General features: G+C 71.0%; 22 protein-coding genes. 18 read left to right on the plus strand and 4 right to left on the minus strand.

All coding sequences use genetic code 11. The features are described 5' to 3' along the window. The first annotated feature begins 43 nt into the window (after nucleotides 1-43). Nucleotides 44-502, plus strand: coding sequence for a winged helix-turn-helix transcriptional regulator (locus ODJ79_RS03025; RefSeq protein WP_263021736.1), 459 nt, complete (start codon nucleotides 44-46; stop codon nucleotides 500-502). Between the two features lie 6 nt (nucleotides 503-508). Here the strand turns inward: ODJ79_RS03025 and ODJ79_RS03030 are convergent, their stop codons facing one another. Both ODJ79_RS03030 and ODJ79_RS03035 read right to left on the minus strand, forming a co-directional pair. Further along, on the minus strand, nucleotides 509-742 hold the full coding sequence (locus ODJ79_RS03030; protein ID WP_263021737.1) for a DivIVA domain-containing protein: 234 nt from the start codon (nucleotides 740-742) through the stop codon (nucleotides 509-511). Between the two features lie 24 nt (nucleotides 743-766). Then, nucleotides 767-2,560, minus strand: a complete 1,794-nt coding sequence (locus tag ODJ79_RS03035) for a nucleoside-diphosphate sugar epimerase/dehydratase (protein ID WP_263021738.1) — start codon at nucleotides 2,558-2,560, stop codon at nucleotides 767-769. A gap of 160 nt (nucleotides 2,561-2,720) precedes the next feature. Between ODJ79_RS03035 and ODJ79_RS03040 the strand changes: the two genes are divergently transcribed. The 5 genes from ODJ79_RS03040 (at nucleotide 2,721) to ODJ79_RS03060 (ending at nucleotide 8,892) form a co-directional block, all read left to right on the plus strand. Beyond that, nucleotides 2,721-4,130 (plus strand): polysaccharide biosynthesis tyrosine autokinase, encoded by a 1,410-nt coding sequence (locus ODJ79_RS03040; RefSeq protein WP_263021739.1) that lies wholly within the window; start codon nucleotides 2,721-2,723, stop codon nucleotides 4,128-4,130. 4 nt (nucleotides 4,131-4,134) lie between these two features. After that, nucleotides 4,135-5,439 (plus strand): lipopolysaccharide biosynthesis protein, encoded by a 1,305-nt coding sequence (locus ODJ79_RS03045; RefSeq protein ID WP_263021740.1) that lies wholly within the window; start codon nucleotides 4,135-4,137, stop codon nucleotides 5,437-5,439. Then, nucleotides 5,436-6,674, plus strand: coding sequence for an O-antigen ligase family protein (locus ODJ79_RS03050; protein WP_263021741.1), 1,239 nt, complete (start codon nucleotides 5,436-5,438; stop codon nucleotides 6,672-6,674). Before ODJ79_RS03045 ends, ODJ79_RS03050 begins: the two co-directional genes overlap by 4 nt. A gap of 86 nt (nucleotides 6,675-6,760) precedes the next feature. Next, nucleotides 6,761-8,308: a long-chain-fatty-acid--CoA ligase gene (locus ODJ79_RS03055; protein WP_263021742.1), complete on the plus strand. Its 1,548-nt coding sequence runs from the start codon at nucleotides 6,761-6,763 to the stop codon at nucleotides 8,306-8,308. A 314-nt stretch (nucleotides 8,309-8,622) separates the two neighbouring features. Further along, complete coding sequence (locus ODJ79_RS03060) at nucleotides 8,623-8,892, plus strand: hypothetical protein (protein WP_263021743.1); 270 nt, start codon at nucleotides 8,623-8,625, stop codon at nucleotides 8,890-8,892. Between the two features lie 107 nt (nucleotides 8,893-8,999). Here the strand turns inward: ODJ79_RS03060 and ODJ79_RS03065 are convergent, their stop codons facing one another. Then, nucleotides 9,000-10,187: a glycosyltransferase gene (locus ODJ79_RS03065; protein ID WP_263021744.1), complete on the minus strand. Its 1,188-nt coding sequence runs from the start codon at nucleotides 10,185-10,187 to the stop codon at nucleotides 9,000-9,002. Nucleotides 10,188-10,327: 140 nt separating this feature from the next. Then, nucleotides 10,328-11,497: an acyltransferase family protein gene (locus tag ODJ79_RS03070; protein ID WP_263021745.1), complete on the minus strand. Its 1,170-nt coding sequence runs from the start codon at nucleotides 11,495-11,497 to the stop codon at nucleotides 10,328-10,330. Between the two features lie 358 nt (nucleotides 11,498-11,855). On the opposite strand from ODJ79_RS03070, the gene ODJ79_RS03075 reads away from it, so the two are divergent. From ODJ79_RS03075 to ODJ79_RS03130, 12 genes are all read left to right on the plus strand, one after another. Then, nucleotides 11,856-13,451 carry an ISL3 family transposase gene (locus tag ODJ79_RS03075; RefSeq protein ID WP_263021746.1) on the plus strand — a complete coding sequence of 532 codons (1,596 nt, stop codon included), beginning with the start codon at nucleotides 11,856-11,858 and terminating at the stop codon, nucleotides 13,449-13,451. Nucleotides 13,452-13,775: 324 nt separating this feature from the next. Further along, nucleotides 13,776-13,907, plus strand: a complete 132-nt coding sequence (locus tag ODJ79_RS03080; RefSeq protein WP_263021747.1) for a hypothetical protein — start codon at nucleotides 13,776-13,778, stop codon at nucleotides 13,905-13,907. Next, nucleotides 13,904-14,551 carry a sugar transferase gene (locus ODJ79_RS03085; protein WP_263021748.1) on the plus strand — a complete coding sequence of 216 codons (648 nt, stop codon included), beginning with the start codon at nucleotides 13,904-13,906 and terminating at the stop codon, nucleotides 14,549-14,551. The genes ODJ79_RS03080 and ODJ79_RS03085 overlap by 4 nt, the downstream gene beginning before the upstream one ends. After that, a complete protein-coding gene (locus ODJ79_RS03090; protein ID WP_263021749.1) occupies nucleotides 14,544-15,179 on the plus strand; it encodes a NeuD/PglB/VioB family sugar acetyltransferase in 636 nt (211 codons plus the stop codon). The genes ODJ79_RS03085 and ODJ79_RS03090 overlap by 8 nt, the downstream gene beginning before the upstream one ends. An 18-nt stretch (nucleotides 15,180-15,197) precedes the next feature. Beyond that, nucleotides 15,198-16,406, plus strand: coding sequence for a glycosyltransferase family 4 protein (locus tag ODJ79_RS03095; RefSeq protein WP_263021750.1), 1,209 nt, complete (start codon nucleotides 15,198-15,200; stop codon nucleotides 16,404-16,406). A gap of 245 nt (nucleotides 16,407-16,651) precedes the next feature. Further along, nucleotides 16,652-17,977, plus strand: a complete 1,326-nt coding sequence (locus ODJ79_RS03100) for a hypothetical protein (protein WP_263021751.1) — start codon at nucleotides 16,652-16,654, stop codon at nucleotides 17,975-17,977. A 5-nt stretch (nucleotides 17,978-17,982) separates the two neighbouring features. Beyond that, complete coding sequence (locus ODJ79_RS03105) at nucleotides 17,983-18,951, plus strand: glutamate ABC transporter substrate-binding protein (RefSeq protein WP_263021752.1); 969 nt, start codon at nucleotides 17,983-17,985, stop codon at nucleotides 18,949-18,951. Continuing rightward, entirely contained in the window at nucleotides 18,948-20,138 is a 1,191-nt protein-coding gene (locus tag ODJ79_RS03110; RefSeq protein WP_263021753.1) for a hypothetical protein, read from the plus strand. Before ODJ79_RS03105 ends, ODJ79_RS03110 begins: the two co-directional genes overlap by 4 nt. Beyond that, nucleotides 20,135-22,384, plus strand: coding sequence for a serine/threonine-protein kinase (locus tag ODJ79_RS03115; RefSeq protein WP_263021754.1), 2,250 nt, complete (start codon nucleotides 20,135-20,137; stop codon nucleotides 22,382-22,384). The genes ODJ79_RS03110 and ODJ79_RS03115 overlap by 4 nt, the downstream gene beginning before the upstream one ends. A 13-nt stretch (nucleotides 22,385-22,397) precedes the next feature. Then, on the plus strand, nucleotides 22,398-23,360 hold the full coding sequence (locus ODJ79_RS03120; protein WP_263021755.1) for a PP2C family serine/threonine-protein phosphatase: 963 nt from the start codon (nucleotides 22,398-22,400) through the stop codon (nucleotides 23,358-23,360). A gap of 2 nt (nucleotides 23,361-23,362) precedes the next feature. Continuing rightward, on the plus strand, nucleotides 23,363-24,628 hold the full coding sequence (locus tag ODJ79_RS03125) for a vWA domain-containing protein (protein ID WP_263021756.1): 1,266 nt from the start codon (nucleotides 23,363-23,365) through the stop codon (nucleotides 24,626-24,628). Then, a complete protein-coding gene (locus ODJ79_RS03130) occupies nucleotides 24,625-25,281 on the plus strand; it encodes an FHA domain-containing protein (protein ID WP_263021757.1) in 657 nt (218 codons plus the stop codon). Before ODJ79_RS03125 ends, ODJ79_RS03130 begins: the two co-directional genes overlap by 4 nt. Nucleotides 25,282-25,363: the final 82 nt, after the last annotated feature.

Here is a 25,363-nt window from a genome sequence, read left to right on the forward strand (position 1 = left end):
GGAGGCACTTTCATGACGCAAGCCCCGAGCTAGGCTGAGACGCATGTTGGGGAAGACCTATGACTCCCAGGTGTGCTCGATCGCCCGCGCGCTCGAACTGGTCGGCGAACGCTGGAGCCTGCTGATCCTGCGCGACGCGGTGTTCGGCGGCTCGACCCGCTACAACGAGTTCCAGCGCAGCCTCGGTATCGCCACCAACATCCTGAAGTCGCGCCTCGACGGCTTCGTCGCGGCGGGCCTGATGGAGCCGCACCGCTACGGCGAACAGCCCGCGCTGTACGAATACCGGCTCACCCGGAAAGGACAGGCGCTGGCGCCCACCCTGGTCGCCCTCACCGAGTGGGGCGACGAGTGGGCCACCGACGGCGAGCCGCCGATCGTCTACCGGCACGCCACCTGCGGCTCCGGGATCAGCCAGCAGACCGTCTGCGAGCACTGCGGAAGCGTGGACGACCCCACCGAGATCCGGGCGACGATCGGCCCCGGAATGCCGGTCGAGTGAGCCGGCCTAAGCCTGGTCCGCCGGCTCCCGAAGGGCGGTCGCCAGCACCGCCACGGCCTGCTGCACCTGCTGGCGGTCGTAGCCGCGGAGCACGACCGTGAAGTCCTTCCCCAGCTCGGCGAGCGACGCCGCCCGCCGGCTCTCCGAGCCGCTGGTCAGGGCCGCCTCGGCGCGGCCGAGCGCCCGGTCCACCTCGGTCCGGTCGTAGCCGCGCAGCACCACCGTGAAGTCCCGATTCATGGTGCTCACTGTAAAGGGAGATCGCTAGGCGGCCGGGCGCTGCTCCTCCGCGGGCTGGTAGCAGATCTGGGCGAGCTCGGCGGTCAGCACCGGCGCCTCCGCGAGCACGTCGATGCCGGTCACCGTCGACGGTTCGAGCGGCGGGACCGCGACGTGCGAGATGAGCGGGTGGATCGGGCGGTCGTCCACCTCGCCGGCGCCGAACAGCGCCTCGTCGAGCTTCTCCCCCGGCCGCAGGCCGGTGTAGCAGATCTCCACCGGCTCCGGCGCGAGCGCCACCATCTGCCGGGCCACCTCGGCGATCCGCACCGGCTCGCCCATCTCCAGCACCAGGGCCTCGCCGTCGCGGCCGATCGCGGCGGCCTGGATCACCAGGTGCACCGCCTCCTGGATGGTCATGAAGTACCGGGTGACGTCGGGGTGGGTGACGGTGACCGGGCCGCCGTCGGCGATCTGCGCGCTGAACGTGGTGAAGACCGAGCCGCGGCTGCCCAGGACGTTGCCGAACCGCACGGACAGGAACGTGCCGGGGTACTGGCGGGCCGCGTACGCGGTCAACCGCTCGGTGATCCGCTTGCAGTAACCCAACACGCTGACCGGATCGGCGGCCTTGTCGGTCGAGATGTTGACGAAGCTCTCCACCTCCGCGGCCGCGGCGAGCAGGTTGAGCGTGCCCCAGATGTTGGTCTTAACCGCCTCGCCGGGGTTGTTCTCCAGCAGCGGCAGGTGCTTGAGCGCACCGGCGTGGAACACCACCTGCGGCTGCCGGGTCCGGAAGATCTCGCGTAGCCGGTCGGCGTCGCGCAGCGAGGCGAGCAGCAGCGTCGGGTCGGTGAGCGAGGCCTGCGGATCGAGCGACAGCTGTACCGCCTGCAGCGCGGACTCGTCCCGGTCGAGCATCATCAGCTCGGCCGGCGCGAACTGGTGGATCTGCCGGCACAGCTCGGAGCCGATCGAGCCGCCCGCGCCGGTGACCAGCACGCGCTTCCCGGTGAGGTAACCGGCGATGGACTCGAGGTCGGTCTCGATCTGGTGCCGGCCGAGCAGGTCGGTGATCTCCGGTTCACGCAGGTCCCGCACGTTGAGCTCGTGGTCCATCAGCTCCGCCACCGACGGCACCACGAGGAAGTCGGCGCCGGCCTGCGTCGCCCGGTCGCGGATCTCGCGGACCAGCTCGGCCTCGGCGTTCGCCACCGCGAAGACCACGGTGGTGGCGCCGGTACGGGGCACCTGCGCCACGATCTCGTCGCGGTTTCCCAGCACGGACACGCCGTAGAAGCGCATCCCGCGTTTCTGCGGATCGTCGTCGAACACCCCGACCGGCACGTACTTGCCGTACGGGTCGTTGAGCATCGACTTGATCAGGTGGCGTCCCGCGCTGCCCGCGCCGAACAGCAGCACCCGGGCGGCGTGCCGCTCGTCCGGGCGGGACCGGGCGTCCATGCTCAGCCGCCAGAGCAGCCGGACGGCGAGCATCCCGACCAGCGCGAGCAGGCCGCCGACCAGGGGCGCGCCGGTCGGCACCCGGTCGCCGGGCAGCAGCAGGTCGACGACGAGCAGCACGGCCGCGGTGGCGAGCACGGTGCGCCACAGCGCGACGACGTCGTCGAGGCTGCCGTACCGGAACCGGGCGCGGTACAGATTGGTGACGAAGCCGAACGCGGCCTGCAGTCCGACCGCGAAGACGATCAACGGGACGAGCCCCGACTCCATGCGGAGGCTCAGGCCGAATTCGTATCGGGCGAGCAGCGCGAGCTGCAGCCCGGCGGCCCAGGCGAGCGCGTCGGCCAGCAGCGGGAGAAAGCGCCTGGCGATCACGAACGCACCTCCCGTCTCATTCGCCCCATCCGGTCCGGCCGCCTGCCGTATTCGCAGCCTAATTGCCCGCCTGAGAAACAGCGGAAGTTATCGGATATCACCACAGGCCCCGATCGGGGCGCTTAGGTTGATCGGGGACGCGGTAGCCGGGAGGGGAAATGTGGAGCTACGCGACTACCTTCGCGTGCTGAGGCGGCAATGGTGGGTCCTCGCTGTCGCGGTGCTGTTCGCGCTCGGATTGACCCAGCTCATCAACCGGCGGACGCCGCCCGAGTATCAGGCGACGGCCACGTTCTTCCTGTCCAGCAACGGCGGGCAAAGCGTCTCGATCCTCGATGGCGCAAAGTTCGTAGCGGCGCGGCTCGCTACGTACACGGAATTGATAACCAGCGATCGAATGGCCGAAGAGATCGCCGATTCGGTGAATACCGGAACGACACCGGCGGCCGTCAAGAACAGCATCGGGGTGATCACCTCGGTCGACAGCGCATTGCTGACGATCACCGTCACCGACCGTTCGCCGCAACGCGCTCAGATGGTCGCACAGGCGCTGATCAAGCTGTTCCCGGAGACGGTCAAAACCTTGGAGGCACGTCCCGCCCCGCTGGAGCCCGCCGCGGTCGCCGTTCCGATCGATCCGGTCGCCCGCGTCGGCACCACCCCGGTCTCGCCGCGGCCGCTGCACAACGACGCGCTCGCCGTCGCGGTGGGCCTGCTGCTCGGCGCGGCGGCCGCGGTGGTCCGCGAGGTTTTCGACAACTCGATCCGGGATGCCGTCAAGCTGCCCGATCTGACCGGCGCGCCGGTGCTCGCGCTGATCCCGACCGACCCGAAGGCCCGCAAGAAGAACGGTCCGTTCATCTCGGAGAGCCGCTCGCCGCGCGCCGAGGCGTTGCGGCAACTGCGCACGAACATCCAGTACGCCGGCCGCTCCGCGAAGATCCTGGCGGTGTCCAGCGCGATGCCCGGCGAGGGCCGGTCCTCGACCGCGTGCGGCCTGGCCATCCTGTTCGCCGAGGCCGGCCAGCGGGTGCTGATCGTCGATGCCTCGCTGCGCCGGCCCCGGCTCGCCGCGTTCCTCGGCCGGGACGGCACGCCCGGGCTGACCACGGTGCTGGTCGGCGCGGCCACCCTCGACCAGGTGCTGCAGCCGTGGGGCACCGGGCTGTGGCTGCTGGCCGCCGGGCACCAGCCGGCCAACCCGAGCGAGCTGCTGGACTCGCCGAGGATGGCCGAGCTGATCGACGAGCTGCGCGGCCGGTTCGACAAGATCATCCTCGACTCGCCGCCGCTCCTGCCGGTCACCGACGGTGCGGTGGTCGCGGCGCGCGCGGACGGCACCATTCTTCTCGTACGCGCGCGCAAGACCACCGCCGCGCAGGTGACTGCGGCCATGCGCGCGCTCGCCGCGGTCGACGCGAAGATGCTCGGCACGGTGTTCACCATGGTGGCCGCGCCACGCCGCCGCTCCGGCCTGCCGGCCGGCGCCGGCCCGCCCGGCCCGGCGTCGCCGCCCGCAGGCACCGCGGCGGGCGGGTGGAACGCGGTCACGTTGCGCAGCGCGGCGTGATGCCGTGCGGGCGATCCGGTTGCTGGCCCGCGTACCCGCCGTGGTGCGGCGGGACTACGTCGCCACGGCGGGAACGTTCTGGCTGACGACCGCCTCCGGGCTGTTGCTGTTCCACCTGGTCGCGCAGCGGTCAGGGGTAGCGGGGTTCGCCTACTACCAGGTCGCGCGCGGGGCGGTCGCCACGGTTCAGCCGCTCGTGCTGGTCGGGCTGGTGCCGGCGCTGCACCGCTACCTGCCCCGGGCCGGGCGCCGGATCCGCGTGCTCGCCCGGCAGGTCTTCCTCCTCGAGGTCGTCGTGCTGAACGTGCTCGGCCTGATCACGCTGCTGTTCGCCGAGGACGTCGGGCGGCTGTTCGGGATCGGCGGGGCGCCAGAGGTCCGCGCGGTGGTGCTGCTGACCGCGGGAAGCAGCCTGTCTGCGCTGGCGGGGGCAGCGCTGCGGGGGTGCGGGCAGGTACAGGTGTCGAATCTCGTCGTGCTGATCGGGGTCGGCGTGCTGCCGCTCGCGGCGTTCGCCGTGACCAGCGAGATCCACGTTTTCCTGACGCTGCAGGGAGTGGCGCTGACGGCGGTGGCCGTGTGGGGGATCGTCCAGGCCGGGCCGCGCGACGCGGAGAAGTCCCCCGCCGGTCCGCGGCCGGCGCCACCGTTGCGCACCCTTCTCCGGTACGGGATCCGCCGCGTGCCCGGTGACGTCGCGTTGCCAGGTCTGTTCGCGTTTCCCACGTTCTTCGTGGCCGGGGCGGCGAGCAACTCGGCCGACGCCGGGTACGTGGGGTTCACCACCTCCACCATCACCTTGGTCTGCTCGATCTTCGGGATGTTGACTCCGGTCCTGCTTCCCCGGCTCAGCGGGCACGCGCACGAGGCGGCGGCCGCCGACCGCGGATTCGACCCGGAGCTGGCCCACGGACTGCGTGTCCTGCCGTTCGCGGCGGCCGGGGTGGCGGTCCTGACGAGCGTCGTGGTGATCATCACGGCCGTGCCGGTGGTGCACTGGTTCCTCGGTGCCGACTTCGGCGGGGCGGTCGCGGTCGTCCGGTTCGGGGTCCTGGTGTCGATTCCGCTCGCGGTGTTCTTCGCGGCCCGGCCGACGATCGACGCGCTGCGCGAGGCCCCGGTCACCATGTGGCTGCTGGTGGGCGCGCTCGCGGCCGAGGTCGTGGCGACCTACGCCGCCGCCCTGGTGATGCCGGCCTGGCCCGCCGCGCTGGCCGGGTTCGCGGCGGCGGCCGTCCTGCTCGCGGTGTTCTCGTACCTGGCGCTGCTGCGCGCGATCCCCCGGACGCCACGGAAACCGTCGCCGTGACCTCGCCGCGGCCCAGCCCGTTCCTGGTGGTCGTCATCTTCCTGACGACGCTGGCCGGGCACTTCACCCTGGACCGGGCCGGGCTCACCGTCCCGGTCCTCAACGACGTGCGCGTGCTGCTGTTCTCGGCGGTGCTGATGGCGTTCGTGCTCGAGGGGCACCACGGCGGGGTCCACCCGCTGCACTCGGCGCCCGCCCGGCGCTCGCTGCAACCGATCCTGCTGCTGTTCGGATACCAGATCCTCTCCGCGGCGTGGGTGCCCCCCAACGCCGTGATCGCTGACGTCCTCGGCGACCTGCTGTCGTTGATCGTGCTGGTGAGCGTCTACGCGGCCCTCGCGGAGTGGGACCGCGACCGGGTCGTCCGCATGACCATGAGCTGCATGTACATCGCGGGCTGGCTCTATTTCCTGTACGCGGCATCCGGCCGGGGCCGTGCACCGGGGAACCGGTGGACAGCCTTCGGCGGCGGCCCGAACGTCTTCGTCCGGGTCGAGGCGCTCGCCCTGCTCGCCACCGCGTACTTCTACTTCCGCAGCGGGGGTCGCCTGGTCTGGCTGATCGGGGCGCCCGCCTTCCTGCTCGGCGCGGTGGCCTCGGGCTCCCGCGGCGGCATGATCGCGCTGGTTCTCACCACGGCGCTGGCGTTCCCCAGTCTGGTCCGCTTCGGCCGGCACCACGGCGCCCTCAAGCCCCTGGCGCTGCTCCCGCTGATCGGCGCCGTGATCTGGCTCCTGCTGGGCGACGCGATCATGGCCCTGATCAACGACCGTTTCGTCGGCGCCACGGTCGAGCAGGGGTACACCTCCGACCGCGACGTCCTGTACGCGAAGGGCCTCTGGCTCTTCCTGGAGCGCCCGATCGTCGGCGTCGGCGTGCACGGCTTCTATGCCATCACCAACCTCGGCCCGGGCGAGAGGTACGTCCACAACCTCCCGCTGGCGGTGGCCGTCGAGGGCGGCGCGGTCGGCCTGCTGCTCCTGCTGCTGGCTTTGGGGGCGCCGGCGTACGAGTACGCGAAGGTCCCGCGGGCGCGGCGCGCGCTGGAGGCTCGGGTGTGCGCCTACTCCGCCATCTTCATCCTGGTTTCGGGCTTCTTCTCCGGCGACTACTACGACGCCCGGTTCCTCTGGATCTTCCTGCTCCTCGCCGCGATTCCCGCCTCTCCCCCGCGGCCGGTCCGCCCGCCATCCATCACGCTTGTCCCGCACGGCGGACCGCGGCCGCCGCCCTGACCGCGCTGAACGGAGGGTTCCTCAGCGCGGCCGCGCATGCTCGAATGAGGTCCCGGCCACCCGATTTCCGCGAAGGGGACCCCCGCATGCTCAACCTCTCCGTCCTGCTGGAAGACAGCGCACACCATTACCCGGAGCGCACCGCGGTCGTGCTGGGCGACACGCGCCTCAGCTACGCCCAGGTGGACGCGGCGGCCCGCCAGGTGGCCGGCCTGCTGGCCGAGCGGGGCATCCGGCCCGGCGACAAGGTGGCCCTGTCCTGCCCCAACCTGCCGTACTTCCCGGTCGTGTACTACGGCATCCTCAAGGCGGGCGCGGTGGTCGTCCCGCTCAACGTGCTGCTCAAGGGCCGCGAGGTCGCCTACCACCTGGCCGACTCGGAGGCGAAGGCGTACGTCTGCTTCGAGGGGACGCCGGAGCTGCCGATAGGCGCCGAGGGGCATGCCGGGTTCGCCCAGACCGACGGCTGCGAGCACTTCTTCCTGATCACGGCCGATCCCGCGGCGGCGTCGCCGATCGAGGGCGCCGAGACGCTGGGGGCCGCGCTGGCCGGCCGGGCGCCGGACTTCGAGACCGTGCTGCGGGCCGAGACCGACCCGGCCGTGATCCTCTACACCAGCGGCACCACCGGGCAGGCCAAGGGCGCCGAGCTGTCCCACTCCAACCTGGTGCTCAACGCGCTGACCTGCAACCGGCTCTTCCGCACGACGCCGGGCACCGACACGCACCTGCTGGTGCTGCCGCTGTTCCACTCGTTCGGCTCGACGGTGAACATGAACGCGGGCTTCGCGACGGCGTCCACGCTCGTGCTGCTGCCCCGGTTCGAGGCGGCCGCGGCAGTGCGGCTGCTGCAGTCGGAGAACGTGACCTTCTTCGCCGGCGTGCCGACGATGTACTGGGGCCTGCTCAACGCGCTGACCGAGGACGTGGATGTCGAGCGGATCGCGCGCAACATGCGGGTGGCGGTCTCCGGCGGCTCGAGCCTGCCGGTCGAGATCATCAAGGCGGTCCAGGAACGCTTCGGGGTGACCATCCTCGAGGGGTACGGGTTGTCCGAGACCTCGCCGGTCGCGACGTTCAGCGACCCGGACAGCGACCCGCGGCCCGGCTCGATCGGCATCCCGATCTGGGGCGTCGAGGTGAAGCTGATCGACGAGTCGTGGAACACGGTCGAGGGCGTGGACGAGATCGGCGAGATCGCGATCCGCGGGCACAACATCATGCGCGGCTACTACAACCGCCCGGAGGCCACCGCCGAGGTGATCCGGGACGGCTGGTTCCGGAGCGGCGACCTGGGCCGGCGCGACAAGGACGGTTTCTACTACATCGTCGACCGGGCGAAAGACATGATCATCCGCGGCGGCTTCAACGTGTACCCGCGGGAGATCGAGGAGGTGCTGATGACGCACGAGGCGGTCTCGCTCGCCGCGGTCATCGGCGTCCCGCACCCCAGCCACGGCGAGGAGGTGAAGGCGTTCGTGATCCTCAAGGACGGCGCCACGGCGACCGAGGACGAGCTGATCGCCTGGGGCAAGGAGCAGATGGCCGCCTACAAATACCCGCGGATGGTCGCGATCGTCGACTCGCTGCCCATGACCGCCACCGGCAAGCTGCTCAAACGTGCGCTGAGCTAGGCGTACGACCGGCTAGCATGGCCAGAGGTACGCCGGGCTGTCATGCCGAACGCATCCCCCTGTGCAAGCGGGCACCTGACGCTCAGGTGTGGGTGGCGGGGGGATGGGTTCCGCATGATGGACATCTTCGATCGAGTCCTCGCCCGTGCGGCCGCGGATCCCGGCGTCCGCGGCGTGATCCTGAGCGGGTCGCGGGCGCGCGGCATGGCGCGCCGCCTGCTAGCGGTGACGAAGCTTGGCAGCTCACTCATCGCTGGGTCTGGAATCGCGTTCGGATCGAGACGGCCATCGCTGCGTCCGGTCATCCGGATGACGTGGTGTTCGTCTGCGGGATCGCACTGAACCAGGACCGGATGCTGGATCTGTTCGAGCGCGTCTTCGTGCTGACGATCGAGGCGGACGAGCAGGATGCCCGGCTCGATCGAGCGCCGTCGCCGCAGCGCACCGAAGGAGTCAGGCAGCAGATCCGCGACGGGCGTCCGGTTTTCCAGGCCAAGATGCTCGCCGCCGGGGCGATTCCCCTGGACGCAACTGCCTCGCCGGCGTCGCTCGCAGACACCGTGCTTGCCGTCGTTCAGATCTGACGAGGACTCCCCAGCGGAAACGGCATGAGACGTGGAGGCTCACCACGACGTCCGGCTGGTTCGCCACTGGTCTCCGACGTGCTCAAACAGGCCCGAGCGATTCGTGCCTACGTCCTACAGTCCGGGCAGAGGTCGGCGGCGATGGTCGCAGCGACCGCTCGCCACGACAACTCCTGCCCCGCGCGGCGGATGCGTTGTTCGAGCGCCGCAGCGTCCTCGGGTGACAGACCGGCATGACGGCGGAGGGCTTCAGCCGCCGCATCCACGTCGTGGGGCGGGACGGTGTAGCCGACGCCCCACTCGGTGACGTAGTCGAGCAGGTCCGGGGGGCCCGCCGCGAGCAGCGGCCGGGAGAACGCGCGCACCCGCTTCGCCGTCCCGCTCTCGTGCGTCATCGCCGGGTCGTAGAACGCGGACACCAGATCGGCCGCGCCGAAGTAGAGGGGGTGCTCGACCGCCGGGATGAACCGATTGTGGATCACGAGCCGGTTGCCGAGCCCGTTGGCCTCACCCAGCTGCTCCAGCTCCCGGTAGGACGCGTCGCCCTCGGGGCCGGCGTGCACGAGCACCCAGTCCGGGCTGGCTGCGACGGCGCGCACCGGCGTGGACAGATCCTTGTCGCGGCGGAGCGTGCCCAACGACAGCAGGATGTTCCCGGCCGGGAGCCCGAGCACCTCCCGCGCCTTCTCCCGGGTGGGGAGCACGACTTCGGCGGGGTCGGGGGCACCGTAAGCAAGCACCCGCACGGGCGAGGTCTCGGGCAGGGACAGCTCGTCGAGGAGCCTGCGGCGCATCTGCGGGCCGTGCACGTACACCACGGCCAGGCTGCGTGCGATTCGCCGTGCCGCCCGGGTCGAGACCCGCTTGTATGCCGTCCGCAGCACGCCTTCCCGTTCGGAGCGGAACGTGGTGGTGTGGAAGATGCCCCCGGTGCGCCCCCCGTTGTGCCGCCGCAGATAGCGGGCGAGGCTCAGGTACTCGAACGTCTCGAACAGCACCGGGGCGTCCGGGTGCTGCGCTCTGACCCGGCGCAGCGTGGACAGCAGGCGAGGCTCCGCCAGCAGCCGGAATGCGTGCCTGCGCAGTCTCGACGGCAGGACGTCGAGCAGCCGGTCCCAGGCCGCGGAGGTGGCAGTATGCACAACGACATCGGACAGCTCCAGCGGCCCGTCGTGCGTCACGACGTGCACCTGGTGGCCCTGGTCGCACAGACCGGACCCGAGTCCGCCGACGTAGTCGAAGGCGTGACCGTAGGGCTGCAGCGCACCGGGACTGTAGATGATGAACGTCGCCACCCACGGAAACCTACCGAGCGGCCCGCCCCCGTGACGCGAAACGCCCGAATTGAGCCCCAGCGAACCGTTCCCCGCCGCACACCGTCGAACGCGCGCTCGGATTGCGTCAACGGCGCTGTGGAGCAGGGCCGCCGGCGCTTCTATACCAAGCTTCTCGACTCGGACACCACGACGACGTTGCCGGTGCCCTGGCCATCGAGCCGGCCTTCATCGATGGATCGAGGCTTGGCCAAGCGACGGGTGAGGAAGCTGCGTAGCCACCGTTCGGCCGGTCGTTCAACGGCAACGTAGAGAAGATGTGCGGCGCCGACGGAAGCGGCTAGCAGCCCGATCGCCAGCGCCAGGTTGGCGGTGGGGTTGAGGTTTCGCCCGGCCACACCCGCCTGGAGGGCCATGATCAGCTGCCAATGGATTAGGTACAGTGCGAATGAGCGGTCCCCCAGAATTACCAGCGAGCGCTTTCGTAGTAGCGTTCTTCTGCCCTTGATGTCGGCGGTTGCCGCTGCTGCGATGATGGCGAGGAAGAAGGGTAGCAGCGCCAAGTTCGTGAGAAATCTCGGTATATTTCCCATACTGTCGTGCGGAGCAAACATCAGTAGCGCCACGAAGGGGAACACGCAACCCGCGGCAGGGATCCAGGTTGGCCATGATGCCCGCCAGCCACGTCGCATTGCTATGGCAAGGAGCATCCCGAGGATGAATTCGCCAATTCGGTAAAGAGGGTTCGTAACCAGCAGGTACCCCCACTGGATATCGGGGGTGAGAGATACGACGGCAAGCGCGGATATCGCCATCATTGCTACGGTGGTGGCGGCAAGGTAGCGCAGGCGCCGTTGTTGCCATCGGGCCACTCCGATCAGAAGTGGGAACAGCGCATAGAAGAAGACTTCGGCTGCGAGTGACCAGGCCGGCGGGTTAAACGCGTTGCGCCACTCCTTGCTGGGAATCCACAATTGCGTCAAGGTCAACACGAATGGGAGTGCGCCCCAGACGATCTTTTTTCCAGCCAGATAGATCACGGGAACAGCGAGTGCGATTACGGCGACATGAGCGGGCCAGATCCGGGCGAATCGACGGCTGTAGAAAAGACGGGCGGTGTCACCGGGTTTGGCTGTCCAGGTGAGGACGAAACCGGACAGGACGAAGAAAAAGGTGACGCCTGCGTATCCAAGGCTCGCTACATCCTCGATTACGTGCAGATCGAAAGCAGCCTGGAGATGGTGTATTACGACTGCTGCGGCAGCGAAGAACCGAAGACTGGTCAGGGAGTCCAGACGGCTTGGCGGGGCCGGGCTCGCGGGTGTCGTCATGGAGGTCCTTTCGCCGACCGGGTCGTCGGAAGTAGGTAGCCGCCCGGTCCCGACGGCCACAGCTGGGTCGTGGCTCATCGAGAGTTAAGCGGGGTTGAGGTGTCCGCGGCAGCGTCAGGTGGTTGTGGTTCGGGTGCATAGCCGCTCACGGCTCACCGAAGCACGCAGCGGTTTTCCGTCGACCACGGTCGGACGAGACCGCCGCCCGTCGCAGCCTGTCCCGGATCGCCTCGGCCAGGACGGGCTCGTCCTCGACGATCAACGCATGCATGCGGCCGGCGGATGGGGCTTGTCAAGGACGCCTGAAAACTGAGACTGACCCAAGCTCACGGGAGTCCACTGTGTATGGTCGGCCGTCGTGCGGGCTTCTGATCTTGCTGTGGTCCTGCCTCACCTGGCAGTTGTGGTTGTCGAGAAGGTCGAACGCGTGGCGTCTGGGCTGCGGCTACGTGTTCGAGCACGCGCCCGCCGGGCTGCGTGTCCGCGATGTAGCAGCCGGTCGAGCCGGGTGCATAGCCGATACGAGCGTCGCTTGACGGACGCCGCGGTGGCGGGCTCCCCGGTGGAGTTGCGATTGCGGGTTCGCCGATTCTTCTGCGACGTCGATGTCTGCCCGGCCCGGACGTTCGCCGAACAGGTTCCGGGACTGACCAGCAAGTGGGCGCGTCGCAGCCCGCTGATGCGCAGATCGCTCGAGATCATCGCGCTCGCCCTTGCCGGGCGCGCCGGCGCCCGACTGGCCGTGCTGATGGGGCTTGCGGCCAGCCGCAGCAGCATGCTGCGCCTGATCCGCGCGCTGCCAGATCCCGCTGACGGTGAGGTGACGGTCCTCGGCGTCGATGACTTCGCATTGCGCCGGGGCCACCGCTACGCGACCGTGCTGGTCGACGTCGATACCCACCGACCGATCGACGTGCTTGCCGACCGCCGTGCGGAGACGTTGCAGCGCTGGCTGGCCGCGCATCCCGCAGTGCGCGTGATCTGCCGCGACCGCGCCGGCAGCTATGCCGAAGGCGCGCGGTCCGGTGCCCCGGACGCCGTGCAGGTCGCCGACCGATGGCACCTCTGGAAGAACCTGGGCGAACATGCCGAGAAGACCGTCGCCCGACACCTGCGCTGCCTGCTCGCAGCACCCGCCGAACCCGCGGTGGCGGTCGCAGATTTAGAAGAGATCGCTCTGCCGGCCCCCGTCTACCGGTCCGAGCAGGGCTTGCTGGCACCTCGCACCCGCCAGCGCTACCAGCGGGTCCAGGACCTGCTCGAGCAAGGTGCCACCATCCGGGCGATCGCCCGAGAACTTGGCCTGGCCCGCGGAACCGTGCGCCGGTTCGCCCGCGCGACCAGCGTCGACGAACTCCTGGCCAAGCCCCATCCCGGACGTCCCCGCGTCCTCGACGACCACGCCGACTACCTGCGCGCGCGCCTGGCCTGTGGCGTCACCAACGCCGTCACGTTGTGCGCCGAGCTCCGCGAGCGCGGCTACCGCGGCAGCGCTACCACCCTGCGCACCTACCTGCGGCCGCTGCGAGCCGCCGCCGGCCGACCACCGGCGCCACGACGGCCACCGAAGACCCGCCAGCTGACCAGCTGGCTACTCACCCACCCCGACCGGCTCGCCGACGACGACCGCGACCAACTCGCACGAGCGCGTGCCGCCTGCCCGCATCTCGATGCCCTGGCCACCCACGTCTCGGCGTTCGCCGAGATCTTGACCGCCCGACAAGGGCAGAGGCTTAACGACTGGATCACCGCGGTCGAAGCCGACGACCAGCCCGACCTGCGATCCTTCACCGCCGGCCTACGCCGTGACCACGACGCCGTCGTCAACGGGCTGACCATGACCTACAGCTCAGGAGTGGTCGAAGGGCACGTCAACCGCATCAAGATGATCAAGCGCCAGATGTACGGCCGCGCCAACCTCGACCTGCTCCGCAAACGAATCCTTCTCGCCTAACGGGTCAATCCCGATCACGAAAAGTGGGTCAGATCCAGATCCAGTTTTCAGCCGCCGTCGACAGGGCTGACGGCGCCACCGGTCCCGGGCCTGGTTGTGGCCGGGTTCGCTCGGACAGGCGGGGTGTCCGGCGCAGCCTTGACGGTCTCGCCGAGCGGCAGGCGCCGCACCGGAAAACCTGTTTCGGAGCCCGTGCAGGTCTGCTCAAACGCGCACCGAGCCCGGCATATCACGGGTTAGCATCACCAAAGGTACAGGCTGTCATGCCGAACGCATCCCCCTGTGCAGGCGGGCACCTGACGCTCAGGTGTGGGTGGTGGGGGGATGATTGCCAATAGTCAGGCCATTCTGCTGTCGGCACCCGGCGATCTCGGCGTGCTCATAGTGGTCCACCGGCACGGCAAGGTCCGCCGGGAGCCCGGCGACGTCACGGACTTCCTGGACGGCCGGGAATGAGCATCGCGACCCGCACCACCGACCTCGTGCAGCGCGCGATCGACATCGTGGTCGCCGCCGCCGTCCTGGTCGTCCTCTCGCCCGTCCTGGCCGTGGTCGCCGCGGTCGTCGCGGTCGGTCTCGGCCGGCCGGTCATGTTCCGCCAGCAGCGGCCGGGCCTGCACGGCCGGGCGTTCACCCTGGTCAAGTTCCGCACGATGCGGGACGTGAACGAGCGGCGCGGCCTGGTCACCGACGCCGACCGGCTCACCCGCCTGGGCCGCGCCCTGCGCTCCACCAGCCTGGACGAGCTGCCGACGCTGGTCAACGTCCTGCGTGGCGACATGAGCCTGGTGGGGCCACGACCGCTGCTGATGCGCTACCTCGACCTGTTCACACCGGAGCAGGCGCGCCGTCAGCTCGTCCGGCCCGGCGTGACCGGACTCGCCCAGGTCAGCGGGCGCAACGCGCTGACCTGGGAGGAAAAGCTGGCGCTCGACGTCTGGTACGTCGACCACCGATCCCTGGCACTGAACGCGCGGATCCTGGCGCGAACCGTCCGGACCCTGGTGCGCCGCGAGGGCATCGCGGCCCCGGGCGAGTCGACCATGCCCGAGTTCACCGGCACGCCGCAGCCTGGCCGGGAGGGGAACGGCAATGTCTGAACCCGTCGTCATCGTGGGGTGCGGGGGCTACGGACGTGAGGTCTTCGGCGTCATCTCGGCCGTCAACGACGCGGACGGCGGTCCCTGGAAGGTAGCGGGCTTCCTCGACGACGCGCCGACCGAGTCGAACCTTCGCTGCCTCGACCGGCTCGGCGTCGCCTGGCTGGGGCCGGGCAGTCTGCTGGGACAACTCGACGCGCACTATGTCATCGGCATCGGCGACCCGCGAATCCGCGCCGACGTCGCCGCGAAGCTGGACGAACTCGGCAGGCCCGCGGGTCGGCTCATCCATCCGGCGGCGACCGTCGGAATGGCGAACGACCTGGCCGACGGCGTCGTGGTGTTCGCCGGCGCCCGGATCACCACGAACGTGACCCTCGGCAGGCACGTTCACGTCAATCTCAACGCGACGATCGGCCACGACGCGGTCCTGACCGGGTTCGTCCAGGTGAATCCTCTCGCGGCCATCTCCGGCAACTGCACCATCGGCCGGGAGGTGCTCATCGGCACCGGTGCCTCGATCATTCAGGGCCGGGCCGTGGGCGACCGGGCGACGGTGGGAGCCAACGCCTGCGTCGTCCGCGACGTGAGTGCGGGAACGACGGTCAAGGGCGTTCCGGCGAGATAGTCCGTTTATGGTGATTTTGTGAAGATCACATATATCCATCAGCATTTCAAGACACCCGGCATGGCTGGGGGGACGCGCTCCTACGAGTTCGCCCGGCGACTGGTCGAGCGCGGCCACGAGGTGCATGTGATCACCGGGGATCCGGCCGCCGACCGGGCGCGGATCAGCACGGAGTCCGGCATCGTGGTGCATTGGCTCCCGGTGCCGTACGACAACGCGATGAGCTACGGCCGCCGGCTCTGGTCGTTCCTCGGCTTCGTCCGCCGGTCGACGGCGGAGGCCGGACGCCTGCGGCACGATCTCGTCTTCGCCACCAGCACCCCGTTGACGGTGGCGATCCCGGGCGCGTACGCGGCGCGGCGCCGGCGGGTGCCGATGGTGCTGGAGGTGCGGGACGTGTGGCCCGAGCTGCCGATCGCGATCGGTGCCCTGCGCTCGCCGGTCAGCCGCTGGGCCGCCCATCGGCTCGAGGCGTGGGCCTACCGCCGGTCGGCGCACGTCATCGCGCTCTCCCCGGGGATGGCCGCCAGCATCCGGCGCCGCTTCCCCCGGGTCCCGGTCACCGTGGTGCCCAACAGCTCCGACCGGTCCCTGTTCGCCGGCGCCGACGACGCCGGGGCGGACCTGCGCCGGGCCACTCCGTGGCTGCAGGATCGGCCGCTGGTCCTGTACGCCGGTACGCTCGGCCTGGCCAACGGCGTCGACTACCTGGTACGGATGGCGGCCCGGCTGGCCGACACCGACCCCGAGATACGGATCGCGATCATCGGCGACGGGAAGATGCGGGACGGGCTCCGGGAGCAGGCCGCCGAGCTGGGTGTGCTGGAGAAGAACCTCTTCCTGCTGGGATCGGTCAGCAAGGCGGAGGTGGTGGCCTTCTTCGGCGCCTGTGACCTGGCGACCTCCATGTTCATCAACCTCCCCGAGCTGGGCAACAACTCGCCGAACAAGGTCTTCGACGCCTTCGCCGCCGGGCGGCCGGTCGCCGTGAACCACGGCGGGTGGATCGCCGAGTTGCTCGCCGCGAGCGGCGCCGGCGTGGTGCTGCCGCCGGACGACCCCGGCGGTGCGGCAGCCGCGGTGTCCGCCTTCCTGCGTGACCCTGCGGCGGTGGCGGCCGCCCGGGCGGCGGCAAGCGAGCTCGCCCGCGATCGCTTCGACCGGGACCTGCTGTTCGAGGACTTCGAGCGGGTCCTGACCGATGCCGCGGCGCACGCCGATCGATGACTTTCCGCAGGTGCTGAGCGGCCCCGAGGAGGTTTCCGGAGGCCAGGGCGCGGGACCGCCGTTCCGCCGACGAGGGCGCGCCCGGTGGGGGACCCCACCGGGCGCGCCTGCTCCGTACACTCATCCGATCGCCGGGAGTCGTCGACCGGTGACCGATGGTCGGAGTGCGGTCCGCGGGGTGGAATGATCACTTGCGCGGATACCGCACAGTAGGACGGGCGGTGGCACTGCCCGACGGAGGAAGCTTGAGCACAGCCTTGGTGGCCCGGCCGTCTCCGGGCGCGCAGGTAACAGCGGGTCCGGCCGGCGTCACGCCCGCCCCCGGCAGACGCGGGCTGTTGCGGCGGGTGGGCAGCCTGCGGCACACCTCGCCGGGGCGGCTGCAGCTGATCCTCGGGGTGCTGGTCACGCTCGGTGCGCTCACCGGACTGCTCGCCGGGATCACCGGTGCGGCCACCTCGTCCGGCACCAGCGACCTGGGCGACCGGGCGCAGCCGCTGCTGGTCGAGGCCGAGACCATCTACTCGGCGCTGGCCGACGCCGACACCACGGCCGCGCAGGCGTTCCTGGCCGGTGGTCTCGAGCCGGCCGCGCTCACCCAGCGCTACAACGACGACCTCGAGCGGGCCACCACGGCGATCAGCGCGGCGGCCCGGCTCACCCCGGACGGCAGCGAGGGCGCCGCCTCGGTGCGCGCCCTGTCGAACGGTGTGGCCCGATACTCCGCGCTGGTCGCCACCGCCCGGGCCGACAACCGGCAGGGGCTTCCGGTCGGCTCGTCGTACCTGTCCGCCGCCTCCGACCTCAACCGGAAGACCCTGCTCCCCCAGGCGCAGAACCTGTTCCGGGTGGCCCAGCAGGGCGTGCACGACGGCTACTCGAACGCGGCGAGCGCGGTCTGGGCGACGCTGCTGGTGCTCATGCTCCTCGGGCTGACCGGGGCGCTGCTGCTGGCCCAGCGCTACCTGAGCCGCACCACGCACCGCACCTTCAACGTTCCGCTGGTCGCGGCGACCGTGCTGACCGCGGTGCTCGGGCTCGGCACGATCCTCGTGCTGGCCGCGCAGAACACCCACCTGGACCGGGCCGACAGCACCGGCTCGACGCCGGTCGCGCAGCTGGCCGAGGCGCGGATCCTGGCGCTGCGCGAGCGCGGCGACGAGGCGCTGACCCTGGCCGCGCACGGCAGCGGCAGCCAGTACGCCACCGACTTCACCGACGCCTCCGCCGGGCTCGCCGGTGCGTTGCGCAACGAGTACTTCTCCGACGACCTGCGCGGTAAGCACCAGGCCTACCTGGCGGCGCACGACAAGGTCAGCACGCTCGACGCCGACGGCAGCTACGACGACGCGGTCAAGCTGGCGATCGGCTCGCAGACCAGCCAGACCTTCGAGTCGGTGACCGCCGGCATCGGGTCGGCGCTGGACGAGCGGAAGGCCGCCTTCACCGAGCAGATCCACGCGGCCGGGCGTGGGCTGACACTGCTCGCCGTGCTCGGGCCGATCGCCGCGCTCGCGATCTGCATGCTGGCCGGCATGGGTATCCGCGCTCGACTCCAGGAGTACCGGTGACCGTCATGACGCGTAGGAGAATCGGACTTGCCGTCGTGGCCACGGCCGCGACCCTGCTCGCCCTGGCCGGCTGCAGCGGAGATTCGTCGAACAGCGGCGATTCGTCGCTGTTGCCCGGCACGGCCTCGGCCGGCGCCACCCCCGGGGCAGCCGCCGCGCCGGACACCTCGTGCAACCCGCGGGCCAGCGTGAAGCCGCTCGCCGCGCTCCCCCCGCCCGGGCACATGCCGGCCGGCAGCTATATGGCGAAGATCCAGGCGAACGGGCGGCTCGTCCTCGGCACCAGCCAGGACACCCTGCTGTTCAGCTCGCGCAACCCGTTCACCGGCAAGATCGAGGGCTTCGACGTGGACATGGCCCGGCAGATCGCGCAGGCCATCTTCGGCAACCCCGACAAACTCCAGATCAAGGTCATCCCGTACGACAAGCGGGTCAAATCCGCGATGGACGGCAGCGTCGACATCGTCGCGGACACCATGACGGCCAACTGCGCGCGCTGGAAGGACGTCGACTTCTCCAGCATCTACTACGAGGCGGGCCAGCGCGTCCTGGTCTCCAGCGACTCGGCCGCGAAGACCATCGACGACCTCGGCGGCAAGAAGGTCTGCGCCGCGTCCGGCTCGACCTCGTACGACAACATCGGCAAGGTCAAGACCAAGCCGCTGCCGGTGGCCAAGGCGACGTTCGGCGACTGCCTGGTCGCGTTCCAGCAGAACGAGGTCGACGCGGTCTCGACCGACGACACCATCCTGGCCGGCATGGCCGCGCAGGACCCGTACGCGAAGGTGGTCGGCCCGAAGTTCACGCAGGAGCCGTACGGGATGGCGATGTCGAAGATCCACCCCGAGTTCACCGCGTTCGTCAACGCGGTGCTCGCGAAGAACCGGGCGAACGGCACCTGGACCGCCACCTACAAGAAATGGCTGGGTGCGTTCGGCGCGCCACCGGCTCCACCGGCGGCCGAGTACAAATGACCGCTCCGTCGATCGCGCCGGCCGACGCCGAACTGCTCCGCCTCGAGACCGCGATGACCGCGATCGCCTCGAACCTGGTCGACCTCGACGACAACCCGGCCCGCAAGGACCTGGACAAGACGAAGCTCACCGGGCGGACGGCCGAGGCCTGGGCGGACGCCACCGACGCGCTGACCCAGCTCTGGGACGGCTACCGGATGCTGACCGACGTCATCGCCGAGGCCCGGTCGATGCGCGACAAGCGCAAGCTCAGCGACGCCGACCGGGCCGCGTTCGTGCACCGGGTGCAGGGCCGGTCGATCACGCTGTCCACCACGACCGTGCCGCTCGCCCAGCGCGGCCTGCTCGGCGCCGGCCAGGTGCACACCACCTGCTCCCCCGCCGAGCTGCTGTCCGCCATGGAGGCCGCCTTCCAGACCGCCGTCACGGTCGCCACCCAGGCCGGCGACGTGTGGCAGAAGCTGCTGCCGGCCGCCGCCGACGCGACCACCGCGGTCGACAACGTCCGGGTGCTGATCCGGCTGCACGGCGGTCCGCAGGCCACCATCGACGAGGCCGACCGGCGGCTCGGTGCGTTCACCCGGACCCTGGCGACCGATCCGCTCGGCGTGGACGAGCGGGAGCTCACCGCCGTACGCGATCTGGTGGCGCGGGCCGATGCGGAGCGCACGTCGGCCGCCGAGCTGAAGGAGGCGCTCACCCAGCGCCTCGCCGACGCGCACGCGCTGCTCGACCAGTTCGCCGAGGCGCAGCGCGCCGCCGACGCCGCGCTGGACGCGGCCGCCGACCGGTTCAAGGAGCAGGACCTTCGTGTCGTACGCGGGCCCGACCTGCGCCCCGACCTCGCCGCGGTGGACGCCCTCGCCGCGGCCGGGCAGTGGGCGCTGATCAGCCCCCGGCTGGCCGACTGGAGCCGGCGCGCCCGGGAACGCCTCGCGGCGTTGCGCGACGCCGCCGCGCACAACGACGGCCTGCTGGTCGCCCGCAACGAGCTGCGCGGCCGGCTCGACGCCTACCGGGCCAAGGCCCTGCGGCTCGGGCAGGGCGAGAACGCGGAGCTCACGCCGCTCGCCGACGCGGCCCGCACGGCGCTCTACACGGCGCCGTGCGATCTGGACGCGGCGCGGGCCGCCGTCAACGCCTACCAGGATGCGCTCACCGCCACGATCGCGAGGAACGACCGATGAAGTGCGAACGCAACTGCCCCGGAACGATCGAGGACGGCTACTGCGACACCTGCGGCATGGCGCCGGCCGCCGGTGCCGCCCCGGCGAACGGCAACGGCAACGGCAACGGCAACGGTTCCACGAGCTCCACGCCCACCTGGGCGAGCGCCGGCACCGCGCCGCGCCAGCGGGTGAGCGAGAACACGTCGCCGTCCGCCCGCACCGGCGCGCTCTCCACCCGTACCGGATCGAGCGGGCGCACCGGCAGCTCCCGCACCGGTTCGCGGCGCCGCCGGTTCGGCGGCGGGCTGGTCGAGGTCACCCCGATCGTGCAGGCCGACCCGGCGACCGCCGTGATGGCCACCGCCGAGGTGCCCGAGGAGAAGCGGTACTGCGCGAAATGCGGCAACCCGGTCGGCCGGTCCCGCGGCGACCGCGCCGGGCGAGCGTCCGGCTTCTGCCCGTCCTGCGGCGAACCGTTCAACTTCACCCCGAAACTGGGCAAGGGCGACCTGATCGGCGGTCAGTACGAGGTCGTCGGCGCGCTCGCCCACGGCGGCCTCGGCTGGATCTACCTGGCCGTCGACAAGAACGTCTCGGACCGCTGGGTGGTGCTCAAGGGCCTGCTCAACTCCGGCGACGAGGACGCCCTCGCGGCGGCGGTGGCGGAGCGGCGGTTCCTGGCCGAGGTCGAGCACCCGAACATCGTCAAGATCTACAACTTCGTCGAGCACGACGGCGCCGGCTACATCGTGATGGAGTACGTCGGCGGCCAGTCGCTCAAGGACATGCTCAAGAAGCGGCGCGCGGCCAACGGCGGCAACGCCGACCCGATCCCGGTCGACCAGGCCCTCGCCTTCGTCCTGGAGATCATGCCGGCGTTCAACTACCTGCACGACCGCGGCCTGATCTTCTGCGACTTCAAACCGGACAACGTGATCCAGTCCGGCGACCAGATGAAGCTGATCGACCTGGGCGGCGTCGTGCACATCGACGACCTGGACGCCGCGATCTACGGCACGGTGGGCTACCAGGCGCCCGAGATGGCGACCGAGGGCCCGTCCATCGCCTCCGACCTCTACACCATCGGGCGTACGCTCGCGGTGCTCACCACCGATTTCCGCGGTTACCAGAGCACCTTCAAAGACAGCCTCCCCGACCGCGGCGAGTTCGCCGTCTACCGGCAGTTCGAGTCGTTCTACCGGCTGCTGCTGCGGGCCACCCGCATCGACCCGGCCGAGCGGTTCGTCGACGCCGGCGAGATGAGCGACCAGATGCTCGGCGTGCTGCGGCAGGTCCTCGCGGCCGGCGGCGAGCCGCGCCCGGCACCGTCCCGGCTGTTCACCGGCGAGCTGCGCACCGACCTCAAGAGCGACGTGCCGCGCTGGCAGGACCTGCCCAGCCCGCTGATCGACCTGACCGACCCGGCCGCCGCGTTCCTCGCCTCGGTCACCGTCACCGACCCGTCGGAGGTGCTCACGCTGCTGCGCAACGCGCCCGAGGAGACGGTCGAGGTGCGGCTGCGGGCGCTGCGGGCGCACATCGACATGGCCGACTACGACGGCGCGCGCGAGGCCCGCGACGCGCTGCTGGCCAGCGACGGCGCGGACTGGCGGGTGGCCTGGTACGACGGCCTGCTCGCGCTGGCCACCGAGCAGTTCGAGTACGCCCGGGGCCGGTTCGACGCGGTCTACTCGGCGCTGCCCGGCGAGCTCGCCCCGCAGCTGGCCGTGGCCCTGGCGCTGGAGCTGGCCGGGGACCAGGCCGCGGCGGCGTACTACGACGTGGTGAGCCGCACCGACCCCGCGTACACCACCGCGGCGGCCGGGCTGGCCCGCTGCCGGCTCGGCGCCGGCGACCGCAGCGGCGCGGTCGAGGCGTACAACCGGGTGCCCGGCACGTCCTCGGCGTACCGCAGCTCGCAGGTCGGCGCGGTGCGGGCGCTGGTGCGGGCGCACCCGGCGTCGGCGGCCGACGTGTCCTCGCTGTCCGCGGCGGCGGCGCTGATCGAGCGGCTGGAGATCGAGGCGGCCCAGCTCGCCGAGCTCCGGGCCGAGCTGCTCGAGCAGGCGCTGCGGTCGGTGAGCGGCGGCCAGGCGCTGCCCGCTACGGTCTTGGGGTCCGCGCGCAGCGGGGACGTGCGGGAACGGGACATCAGGTTCGCGTTGGAGGACGCGTACCGGGAGATGGCCCAGGCCGCGCACGGCCCCGAGAAGATCCGGCTGGTGGATCTGGCGAACGCGTCCCGCCCGCGGACACGTACCTGAGGAACGAGGCACGATGACGATGACCGACTGCGCCTCGTGCGCCGACGAGCGCGCCGCCGGAGCGGCCTTCTGCGAGGCCTGCGGGCGGCCGTTGGGCACGCCCTGCCCGAACTGCGGCGCACCCGGCGGCGTGGGCGAGGACGGGTACTGCGAGCAGTGCGGGCTGCTCGCCGGCCGGCCGCGCGACCATGTCGAGACGGACTGCGGCGAGGTCGCGGCGGCGGCGACCGACCGGGGCCGGCGGCACCACCGCAACGAGGACGCGATGTGGCTGGCGGTCCGCGGCACCGACGTGGACGTGGTGGTCAGCGACGGGGTGTCCGCGTCGTTCGACCCGGACGTGGCCTCGGAGACCGCCGCGAACACGGCCGGTGCGCTGCTGGCCGGGTCGCCGGACGTGTCCGCCGCGATCCTCGGCGCCAAGCAGGCCGTGGCCGAGCTCGCGAGCAGCGGGGACCCCCGCCGGGCCGCCTCCAACCCGGCCTGCACCATCGTCCTCGCGACCGTGCGCGGCGCCGAGATCAACGTCGGCTGGGTGGGCGACAGCCGGGCGTACTGGCTGCCGCCGGAGGGACCGGCCGAGCAGCTCACCGAGGACGACTCGTGGGCCACCCACGCGATCGCGATGGGCGCCGACCCGATCACCGCGATGCAGGACCCGAAGGCGCACGCGATCACCGCGTGGCTCGGTGCGGACGCGGCGCCGGTGCTGCCCCGGACCGGGGCGTTCACCGTGGTCGGGTCCGGCCACCTGGTGCTGTGCAGCGACGGCCTGTGGAACTACCTGCCCGATCCGGAGGCGTTCGCGTCGACGGTGCGGGCGCACTTGCACGCGGGCGGCACTCTGATCTCTGCGGCCCGGTCGCTGGTGGACTTCGCCAACGCGGCGGGTGGCGCCGACAACATCACCGTGGCCCTGATCCCCGTCTCCTCCCCCGCTCCCTCCGACACCGCTGCCGAACCCGTCAAGGAGTAGGAATGCCGTACACCGCCGAGGCCTTCCAGAACGAGTTCCTCGCCCTGGGCGCGACCGAGGTCAACGCGATCATCACGGTCACCTCGTCCGGCGCCGAGGGCGGCCGGCGCACCGCCGGGGCCACCGAGATCATCATCGTCGACGCGTCCGGATCGATGCAGGCCGAGGGGCGGATCAGCGCCGCCCGGCAGGCCGCCAAGGCCGCGGTCGAGTGCATCGACGACGGCGTCAACTTCGCGATCATCGCCGGGGTCAGCACCGCCCAGCAGCTGTTCCCCGCGCCCGGCCAGCTCGCCGTCTCGTCGCCGCAGTCCCGGGCCGAGGCGGTGCGCTCGATCGACCGGTTGCAGGCCAGCGGCGGTACGGCGATGGGCGCCTGGCTCCTGCTCGCCGCGCAGCTGTTCGCGCTGCGGCCCGGCGACATCGCGCACGCCATCCTGCTGACCGACGGCGACAACGGCGAGCGCGTCGGCTACCTCGAGCAGGTACTCGACTCGATCGCCGGCCGGTTCACCTGCGACTGCCGCGGCGTCGGGGTGAACTGGAAGGTCTCCGAGCTCCGCAAGATTGCCACGGCGATGCTGGGCACGGTCGACATCGTCGCCCAGCCGTCCGGGCTGACCGCCGCGTTCGAGCAGATGATGACCAAGGCGATGGGCAAGACCAGCGCCGACGTACAGCTGAAGGTGTGGACCCCGGTCAACTCCACGGTCCGGTTCGTCAAGCAGGTCGAGCCCGAGGTGATGGATCTGACCGGCAAGCGGGTCGAGGACGGGCCGCGGGCCGGCCGCTACCCGCTCGGCTCGTGGGGCGCCGAGAGCCGCGACTACCACGTCTGCGTCGACGTGTCGCCCGGTGCGGCCGGCGACGAGATGCTCGCCGCCCGGGTCTCCGTGGTCGAGGGCGACACGGTGCACGCCCAGTCGCTGGTCCGGGCCGTGTGGACCGAGGACACCGCGCTCTCCACCCGGATCAACCGGCAGGTCGCCCACTACACCGGGCAGGCCGAGCTGGCCGATGCGATCCAGGCCGGCATCGAGGCGCGCAAGGCGGGCGACGACCGCACCGCGACGATCAAGTTCGGCCGGGCGGCGCAGCTCGCGCACGCCAGCGGCAACAAGGCCACCGAGGAACTGCTCGCGACGGTCGTCGACATCGAGGACCCGGTGACCGGCACGGTCCGGCTGCGGCGCAAGGTCGAGGCGGCCGACGAGATGGCCCTCGACACCCGCTCGACCAAGACGGTGCGGGTCGGGCGGTCGCAGTGACCACGTACACCTGCCCGAAGGGGCACACCTCCAGCACGGACGACTTCTGCGACGAGTGCGGGGCGAAGATCGGCGGCACGACGACCGTGCCGATGCCGGTGGCCGCACCCACCACCGCGTCCTCGTCGCCCGCGGCCGCGCCGTGCCCCAACTGCGGCGCGCCGCGGGCCGGTGGGAGCCGGTTCTGCGAGGACTGCGGGTACGACCACAGCACCGGCAAGGTGCCGACGCTGGCGCCGCCGCCCGAGACCTCGGCGCCGGCCGCTGCACAGTGGACGGCCACGATCTCGGTGGACCGCGAGTACTTCGAGGACAACGCGATCGAGGGCGTCGAGTTCCCGGCCGACACGCCGTCCCGGGAGGTCGACCTGCCGGCCCCGCAGGTGCGGATCGGGCGGCGGAGCCGATCGAAGGGCACCAACCCGGAGATCGACCTGGCCGACTCGGACCCGGGGACCTCACACAGCCACGCGCTGCTGACGCTGAGCGTGGACGGGGTGTGGCTGGTGTCCGACCTGGGCTCGACCAACGGGACGTACGTGAACGACGAGCAGCAGCCGCTGACGGCGGGTCAGACCCGGTCGCTGAAGGACGGCGACCAGGTGCACGTCGGGGCCTGGACGACGATCACGCTGCACGCCCCGGCCGGCTAGCCACCCGTACGGGGCGAATTCGGGCATAGCGGCACGCGGGGCGCGCGCGGCGGGTTATCTTGCCGAACGTGCCGATCGTGTC

This window comes from Actinoplanes sp. KI2 (assembly GCF_025630775.1).
In the GTDB taxonomy this organism is placed as follows: Bacteria; Actinomycetota; Actinomycetes; order Mycobacteriales; family Micromonosporaceae; genus Actinoplanes.

Coding starts and splice junctions, on each gene's coding strand:
- ODJ79_RS03025 (WP_263021736.1), top strand. CDS start 44: ATGTTGGGGAAGACCTATGACTCCCAGGTGTGCTCGATCGCCCGCGCG.
- ODJ79_RS03030 (WP_263021737.1), bottom strand. CDS start 742: ATGAATCGGGACTTCACGGTGGTGCTGCGCGGCTACGACCGGACCGAG.
- ODJ79_RS03055 (WP_263021742.1), top strand. CDS start 6,761: ATGCTCAACCTCTCCGTCCTGCTGGAAGACAGCGCACACCATTACCCG.
- ODJ79_RS03070 (WP_263021745.1), bottom strand. CDS start 11,497: ATGACGACACCCGCGAGCCCGGCCCCGCCAAGCCGTCTGGACTCCCTG.
- ODJ79_RS03080 (WP_263021747.1), top strand. CDS start 13,776: ATGATTGCCAATAGTCAGGCCATTCTGCTGTCGGCACCCGGCGATCTC.
- ODJ79_RS03085 (WP_263021748.1), top strand. CDS start 13,904: ATGAGCATCGCGACCCGCACCACCGACCTCGTGCAGCGCGCGATCGAC.
- ODJ79_RS03090 (WP_263021749.1), top strand. CDS start 14,544: ATGTCTGAACCCGTCGTCATCGTGGGGTGCGGGGGCTACGGACGTGAG.
- ODJ79_RS03105 (WP_263021752.1), top strand. CDS start 17,983: ATGACGCGTAGGAGAATCGGACTTGCCGTCGTGGCCACGGCCGCGACC.
- ODJ79_RS03110 (WP_263021753.1), top strand. CDS start 18,948: ATGACCGCTCCGTCGATCGCGCCGGCCGACGCCGAACTGCTCCGCCTC.
- ODJ79_RS03115 (WP_263021754.1), top strand. CDS start 20,135: ATGAAGTGCGAACGCAACTGCCCCGGAACGATCGAGGACGGCTACTGC.
- ODJ79_RS03120 (WP_263021755.1), top strand. CDS start 22,398: ATGACGATGACCGACTGCGCCTCGTGCGCCGACGAGCGCGCCGCCGGA.
- ODJ79_RS03125 (WP_263021756.1), top strand. CDS start 23,363: ATGCCGTACACCGCCGAGGCCTTCCAGAACGAGTTCCTCGCCCTGGGC.